A 6,584-nucleotide genomic window follows, 5' to 3' on the forward strand; every position below is an offset into this window, starting at 1 on the left:
GCGCAGCACGGCGGCGGGCTTGAACTTGCCATCGGGGCCGATGTTGTCCACGAAGGGGCGGTTCAGGGCGCCGGGGATGTGGCCGGCCACCGGGTCCAGGGGCTCCACCTCGCCGCGGTAGCGCGGCGCGGCGCGCGCATCGACCACGGTCTGGCCGGGCTGCTGCAGGTTGGCCAGCACATCGCTGGCCGTGGCCAGGCGGCGCAGCGGTTCCTTGAGCTCGAAGTTGGACTGGAAGTGCGCCGGCTCCTCGCCGCTGGCCACGGCGCCGCCCGCGGCCTGCCAGGCTTGCAGGCCGCCGTCGAGCACGGCCACGGCATCGTGCCCGGCCCACTTGAGCATCCACCACAGGCGGCCGCAGTAGTTGGCGCCCTGGCGGTCGTACACCACGGCCTGCATGCCGTTGGCAAAGCCCACACTGGACAGCCAGATCGCAAAGCGCTCGCGGCTGGGCAACGGGTGGCGGCCGCCCGAGGCGGGCATGTCGGCCTCCTGCGCGGTCAACACAGCGCCCGAGGCGCCGGGCATGCCGTGCTTGGCACTCAGGTTCTCGTTGAGGTCGGCGTACACCGCGCCGGGGATGTGGGCCTGCGCATACTGCTGCGCACCGGCCGTGGAGTGCATCAAGTCGAAGCTGCAGTCGAACACCATCAGGGGCGCGCCGCTGGCGGCCAGGGATTGCAGTTCGGTGGCGGAGATCAGGGTGGTGTAGGTCATGGCGGCGGGTGGTCAGGAGCAGTGGATGCCGTGCATTGTGTCAATGGTCGGCGTTCACAAACGTATCAATGTTCTTCCGCGGGGGTTCCTGGGGCCGCGCGCGCCCGTAGCACCGTGGCGGCGATACCGCTGCCCACGATGAGCACCATGCCCACCCAGGCGATGGGCGGCAGCACATCGCCGAACAGCAGCACGCTGTAGAGCGCCGCAAAGACGATGCCCGAGTACTGCAGGTTGGCCACCACCAGGGTGCCGCGCTGCGTCTTGGCGCTGGCGTAGGCGCGGGTCATGCACAGTTGGCCGCCCGCGGCCAGGATGCCGATGGGCAGCAGCCACAGCGCCTGCCAGCCCGGCCAGGCCGAGGTGCCGGTGAACAGCAGGGCCCCGCCGCCAGCCACTGCCGAGCCGAGCGCGAAATAGAACACCGTGCGCGACTCGGGCTCGCCCAGGCGCGACAGGGCCACCACCTGCATGTAGGCAAACGCGGCCGACAGGCCCGACATCAGCCCGATCATGCCGGCGAAGGCCTGGTTCTGGTCCAGGCTGGGGCGCAGCATCATCACCACGCCGACGAAGCCCGCGAGCACGGTGACGATCAGCGTGCCCTGCAGCGCCGGGCGCGGCGTGGCGGCTGAGGGGCGCCAGGCCAGCAGCGTGCCGCCGACCAGGAAGGCCGCGATCCACACGCTGCTCATGTAGTTGAGGGTCATGGCCGTGGCCAGCGGCAGGTGTGCGATGGCATAGAACCAGGCCCCGAGCGAGACCACGCCCACCGAACTGCGCCAGGCATGCATGCCCGGGTAGGCCGTGCCCAGCGAGACCTTTTGCGAGCGCGCCAGCAGCCACAGGATGCCCATGCCGATGAGGCCCCGGTAGCAGACCAGTTCGGCCGCATTGAAATGGGCCGAAGCGATCTTCACGCACACCCCCATCGTGGCGAAAAGGAACGCGGCCAACACCATCCAGAGGGCTTGCATGGGGAAATCGGTACTCGAAAATGAAAATAGCTGCCGTGCTTGAAGAACAAGCACTGGCAGCTATTGTAATGAGAGCATTCCGGGCAAGCCCGGTTACTCGGGGAGGTTTGCGTCCCAGTTCAACGCTTCGGCACGGCATCCTGCATGGCGGCGCGGTACCACTCATGGAAATGCTGCATGCCGTCCTCCATCGGACTCTGGTAGGGGCCGACCTCGTTGTCGCCGCGCGCCAGCAGGGCCTTGCGGCCGGCGTCCATGCGCTCGCCGATCTCGTCGTCCTCGATGCAGGTCTCCATGTAGGCAGCCTTCTGCGCCTCGACGAACTCGCGCTCGAAGGCGGCGATCTCCTCGGGGTAGTAGAACTCCACCATGTTCAGAGTCTTCGTCGGGCTGATGGGGTGCAGCGTGGACACGGTGAGCACGTGCGGGTACCACTCCACCATGATGTGCGGGTACAGCGTGAGCCAGATGGCGCCGTGCTTGGGCGGCTTGCCGTCACGGTAGGCCAGCAGGGCCTCGTGCCAGCGTTCGTAGACAGGGCTGCCGGCCTTGCCCAGGCGGTTGGCCACGCCCACGGTCTGTACCGAGTAGTTCTTTCCGAACTCCCAGCGCAGGTCGTCGCAGGTGACGAAACTGCCCAGGCCTGGATGGAAGGGGCCGACGTGGTAGTCCTCGAGGTAGACCTCGATGAAGGTCTTCCAGTTGTAGTTGCACTCGTGCAGCTCCACGTGGTCGAGCACGTAGCCGCCGAAGTCCAGGTCGGCGCGCGGGCCCATCTGGGCCAGGTCGGCCGCCACGTCGTGGCCGTTGTCCTCGAACAGCAGGCCGTTCCACTCGCGCAGCGGGTAGTTGTTGAGGTTCAGGCAGGGGTCGTCGGCAAAGTGCGGCGCACCCAGCAGTTCGCCCTTGGGGCTGTAGGTCCAGCGGTGCAGCGGGCACACGATGTTGCCGCCCGCGCTGCCCTTTTGCTGCGTGTACAGCGAGCCGCGGCCCTTGAGCATGACGGCCTGGCGGTGGCGGCAGACGTTGGAGACGAGCTCCACCCCGCCCTGCGCGTTGCGTACCAGGGCACGGCCCTGGCCCTCATGGGGCAGGGTGTAAAAGTCGCCGGCATTGGGCACGGCCAATTGGTGCCCCACATAGCGGGGCCCGCGCTGGAAGATGGTGTCCAGCTCGCGCTGGAACAGCGCTGGGTCAAAGTAGCTTGAAACTGGTAGTTGGCTTGCGGCCTGCTGCAGTTGAAGACTTAAATCAGACATGGGTGACCTGACCTAAAGACTCCCCACAGGGAGGTGTGCCATGCGGCACATCTGGAGGAAAAAAGAAACCGGCTCCAAGGCCGGCTGAACGAGAATGGGATTATAGCCAATGGGGTTATTCGCCCGTCACATTCCCGCACCCCCCCTGCGTGTATTGGCGCCCGGGCTGCGGCCCGCGCCGGGATGGGGCAGCGTCCTGTGCGCCGATGCGCTGGCGCGGCGGGTTCGCGGGGGCCACGGTGGCCGCCTTTGGCGGCTGTGCTCCCCAAACCGGCGGGCTGCGCGTGGGGTGCCATGCGCTGGGCCTAAAATCAGTGGTTTTTCCTTCATTCGCGGCGCCCGTTGCCGCCTCCACCCATGCCCAAGGCCTCCGCCACCACCGCGCCCCCCGCAGAACCCGCCAGCTACGAAGCGGCGCTGGAAGAGCTGGAGCAGCTCGTGGGCCGGATCGAATCGGGCCAGTTGCCCCTGGACCAGATGCTCGCGGGCTACCAGCGTGGCGCCGCGCTGCTGGCCTTTTGCCGCAAGCGCCTGGATGCCGTCCAGGACCAGATCAAGGTGCTGGACGAGACGGGCTTGAACGCCTGGGCCCCTGAATGAGCGCCGCCCCCTCCTTCGAGCTGCTTGCCTGGAGCCAGCGGCACCTGTCCCGTGTCGAGGAAGCGCTGTCCCGCTGGGTGGGCGAGGGCGCGCCGGCCGGCCTCGGCGAGGCCATGCGCTATGCCGTGCTCGACGGTGGCAAGCGCCTGCGCCCGCTGCTGGTGCTGGCGGCCGAGGAGGCCGTCTGCAGCGGCGCCGACATCGCGCCGTCTGCGCATGCCGTGTCCGACGGTGCGGCGCTGCGCGCCGCCTGTGCCGTCGAGCTGATCCATGCCTATTCCCTGGTGCACGACGACATGCCGTGCATGGACAACGACGTGCTGCGCCGCGGCAAGCCCACCGTGCATGTGCAGTTCGGCGAAGCGCAGGCCTTGCTGGCCGGCGATGCCCTGCAGGCCTTTGCCTTCGAGCTGCTCACGCCCGACGATGGCAGCGTGCCCGCCGCGATGCAGGCCACGCTGTGCCGCCTGCTGGCGCGCGCGGCCGGCTCGGCCGGCATGGCCGGTGGCCAGGCCATCGACCTGGCCAGCGTGGGCGTGGCGCTCACCGAAGACCAGTTGCGCCATATGCACCGCCTGAAGACCGGCGCGCTGCTGAAGGGCAGCGTGATGATGGGCGTGGCTTGCGGCCCGGCCAGCGCGCAGGCGCACGAGGCCCTGTCCGACTACGGCGCCGTCATGGGCCTGGCCTTCCAGGTGGTGGACGATATCCTCGACGTGATCGCCGACTCCGCCACACTGGGCAAGACGGCCGGCAAGGATGCGGCGAGCGACAAGCCCACCTATGTCTCCCTGCTGGGCCTGGCGCCTGCGCAGGCCTATGCCCGCGAGCTGCAGGTGCAGGCCCATGCCGCCCTGGCGCGCAGCGGCCTGGCCGACACGCGTGCCCTGGCTGCCCTGGCCGATATGGTCGTGGACAGGACCCACTGACGGCTGTGGCAAGACCTCCTGTGTCTCTCGCGTTGGTTGCTACGATGCACCACCCGCAGACGCTGGCGCTCGCCAGCGGATGGCGCCTGCCCCGTGCGCACTGAACCATTCAAGAACAACACCCCATGTCCACGACCTCCTACCCCCTGCTGCAGAACGTGAACGACCCGGCGGACCTGCGCGCCATGCCGCGGGCCGACCTCAAGGCCCTGGCCGCCGAGCTGCGCGCCTTCGTGCTCGAGAGCGTCTCGCAGACGGGCGGGCACTTGAGTTCCAACCTCGGCACGGTGGAGCTGACCGTTGCCCTGCACCATGTGTTCAATACCCCCGAAGACCGGCTGGTGTGGGACGTGGGCCACCAGACCTACCCGCACAAGATCCTGACCGGCCGGCGCGACCGCATGACGACGCTGCGCCAGCTGGGCGGCATCTCGGGCTTTCCACAGCGCGCCGAGAGCCCTTACGACACCTTCGGCACCGCGCATTCGAGCACCAGCATCTCGGCCGCCCTGGGCATGGCCCTGGCCGCCAAGACCAAGGGGGAGAACCGCCATGCCGTGGCCATCATCGGCGACGGCGCCATGACGGCCGGCATGGCCTTCGAGGCACTGAACAACGCCGGCGTGGCCGATGCCAACCTGCTGGTGGTGCTCAACGACAACGACATGAGCATCAGCCCGCCCGTGGGCGCTCTCAACCGCTACCTGGCCCAGCTCATGAGCGGCCAGTTCTACGCCACGGCCAAGAACGTGGGCAAGACCGTGCTGCGCCCCGTGCCACCGCTGCTGGAGCTGGCCAAGCGCTTCGAGCAGCAGGCCAAGGGCATGGTGGTGCCGGCCACGCTGTTCGAGAAGTTCGGCTTCAACTACATCGGGCCCATCGATGGCCACGACCTCGATTCGCTGATCCCCACGCTCGAGAACATCAAGAGCCTCAAGGGCCCGCAGTTCCTGCACGTGGTCACGAAGAAGGGCCAAGGCTACAAGCTGGCCGAGGCCGACCCCGTGGCCTACCATGGCCCGGGCAAGTTCGACCCGGCCGTGGGCCTGGTCAAGAGCACGACGGCACCCAAGCAGACCTTCACCCAGGTCTTCGGCCAGTGGCTGTGCGACATGGCAGCCAAGGACCAGCGCCTGGTGGGCATCACGCCCGCCATGCGCGAAGGCTCGGGCATGGTGGAGTTCGAAAAGCGCTTTCCCGAGCGTTACTACGACGTGGGCATTGCCGAGCAGCATGCCGTGACTTTCGCCGGCGGCATGGCCTGCGAAGGGCTCAAGCCCGTGGTGGCGATCTACTCCACCTTCCTGCAGCGCGGCTACGACCAGTTGATCCACGACGTGGCGCTGCAGAACCTGCCCGTGGTGTTCGCACTCGACCGCGCGGGGCTGGTGGGGGCCGACGGCGCCACGCATGCGGGTGCCTACGACATCCCCTTCGTGCGCTGCATCCCCAACATGAGCATGGCCTGCCCGGCCGACGAGCGCGAGTGCCGCCAACTGTTGTCCAGCGCGTTCGAGCAGGACCACCCCGTGGCCGTGCGCTACCCGCGCGGCAGCGGTGCCGGCGTGGCGCCGCTCGCGGACCTGCAAGGCCTGCCTTTCGGCAGGGGTGAGATCCGGCGCGAACGCAAGGCCGCGGCCGGCGAGGGCGGACCGCGCATTGCCATCCTGGCTTTCGGCACCCTGCTGTACGCCGCGCTTGAGGCCGGCGAGACCCTGGATGCCACGGTGGCCAACATGCGCTGGGCCAAGCCCATCGACGCGGAACTGCTGCGCGATGTGGCCGGGCGCCACGACGTGCTGGTCACGGTGGAAGAGGGCGCCGTGATGGGCGGCGCGGGCAGCGCCGTGACCGAAGCGCTGAACGAAGCCGGCATCGTGCGCCCGGTGCTGCAGTTGGGCCTGCCCGATGTGTTCATCGAGCATGGCGATCCGGCCAAACTGTTGTCGCTGCAGGGGCTCGACGCCGCCGGCATCGAGCGCGCGGTGCGCGCGCGCTTCATGGCCTGATCGACGCGGCCGGCGTTGCGAGAGGCTTAGGCCCGTGGGCGCCTGCCTAAAACCCGCACAGAAGGCGGGAGGTACACCTCCTCCAATGCAGGC

Annotated in this window: 6 protein-coding genes; 3 read left to right on the forward strand and 3 right to left on the reverse strand. The window is 68.4% G+C overall.

Going from position 1 to position 6,584, the window contains the following annotated elements:
• From ACK59X_RS12360 to ACK59X_RS12370, 3 genes are all read right to left on the reverse strand, one after another.
• The coding region (locus tag ACK59X_RS12360; RefSeq protein ID WP_409957620.1) for a sulfurtransferase at positions 1-717 on the reverse strand (717 nt) is incomplete at its 3' end.
• 65 nt (positions 718-782) lie between these two features.
• Complete coding sequence (locus ACK59X_RS12365) at positions 783-1,694, reverse strand: DMT family transporter (RefSeq protein ID WP_409957621.1); 912 nt, start codon at positions 1,692-1,694, stop codon at positions 783-785.
• A gap of 119 nt (positions 1,695-1,813) precedes the next feature.
• On the reverse strand, positions 1,814-2,953 hold the full coding sequence (locus tag ACK59X_RS12370) for an aromatic ring-hydroxylating oxygenase subunit alpha (protein WP_409957622.1): 1,140 nt from the start codon (positions 2,951-2,953) through the stop codon (positions 1,814-1,816).
• Between the two features lie 357 nt (positions 2,954-3,310).
• Between ACK59X_RS12370 and xseB the strand changes: the two genes are divergently transcribed.
• The 3 genes from xseB to dxs all read left to right on the forward strand — a co-directional run bounded on the left by xseB (position 3,311) and on the right by dxs (position 6,491).
• Positions 3,311-3,553: an exodeoxyribonuclease VII small subunit gene (gene xseB, locus ACK59X_RS12375; protein ID WP_409957623.1), complete on the forward strand. Its 243-nt coding sequence runs from the start codon at positions 3,311-3,313 to the stop codon at positions 3,551-3,553.
• Entirely contained in the window at positions 3,550-4,482 is a 933-nt protein-coding gene (locus ACK59X_RS12380) for a polyprenyl synthetase family protein (protein ID WP_409957624.1), read from the forward strand. The genes xseB and ACK59X_RS12380 overlap by 4 nt, the downstream gene beginning before the upstream one ends.
• A 125-nt stretch (positions 4,483-4,607) precedes the next feature.
• Positions 4,608-6,491 (forward strand): 1-deoxy-D-xylulose-5-phosphate synthase, encoded by a 1,884-nt coding sequence (dxs, locus tag ACK59X_RS12385; RefSeq protein ID WP_409957625.1) that lies wholly within the window; start codon positions 4,608-4,610, stop codon positions 6,489-6,491.
• Positions 6,492-6,584 lie beyond the last annotated feature (93 nt).

It is taken from the genome of Acidovorax sp. (genome assembly GCF_046339755.1).
Classification (GTDB): domain Bacteria; phylum Pseudomonadota; class Gammaproteobacteria; order Burkholderiales; family Burkholderiaceae_C; genus Acidovorax.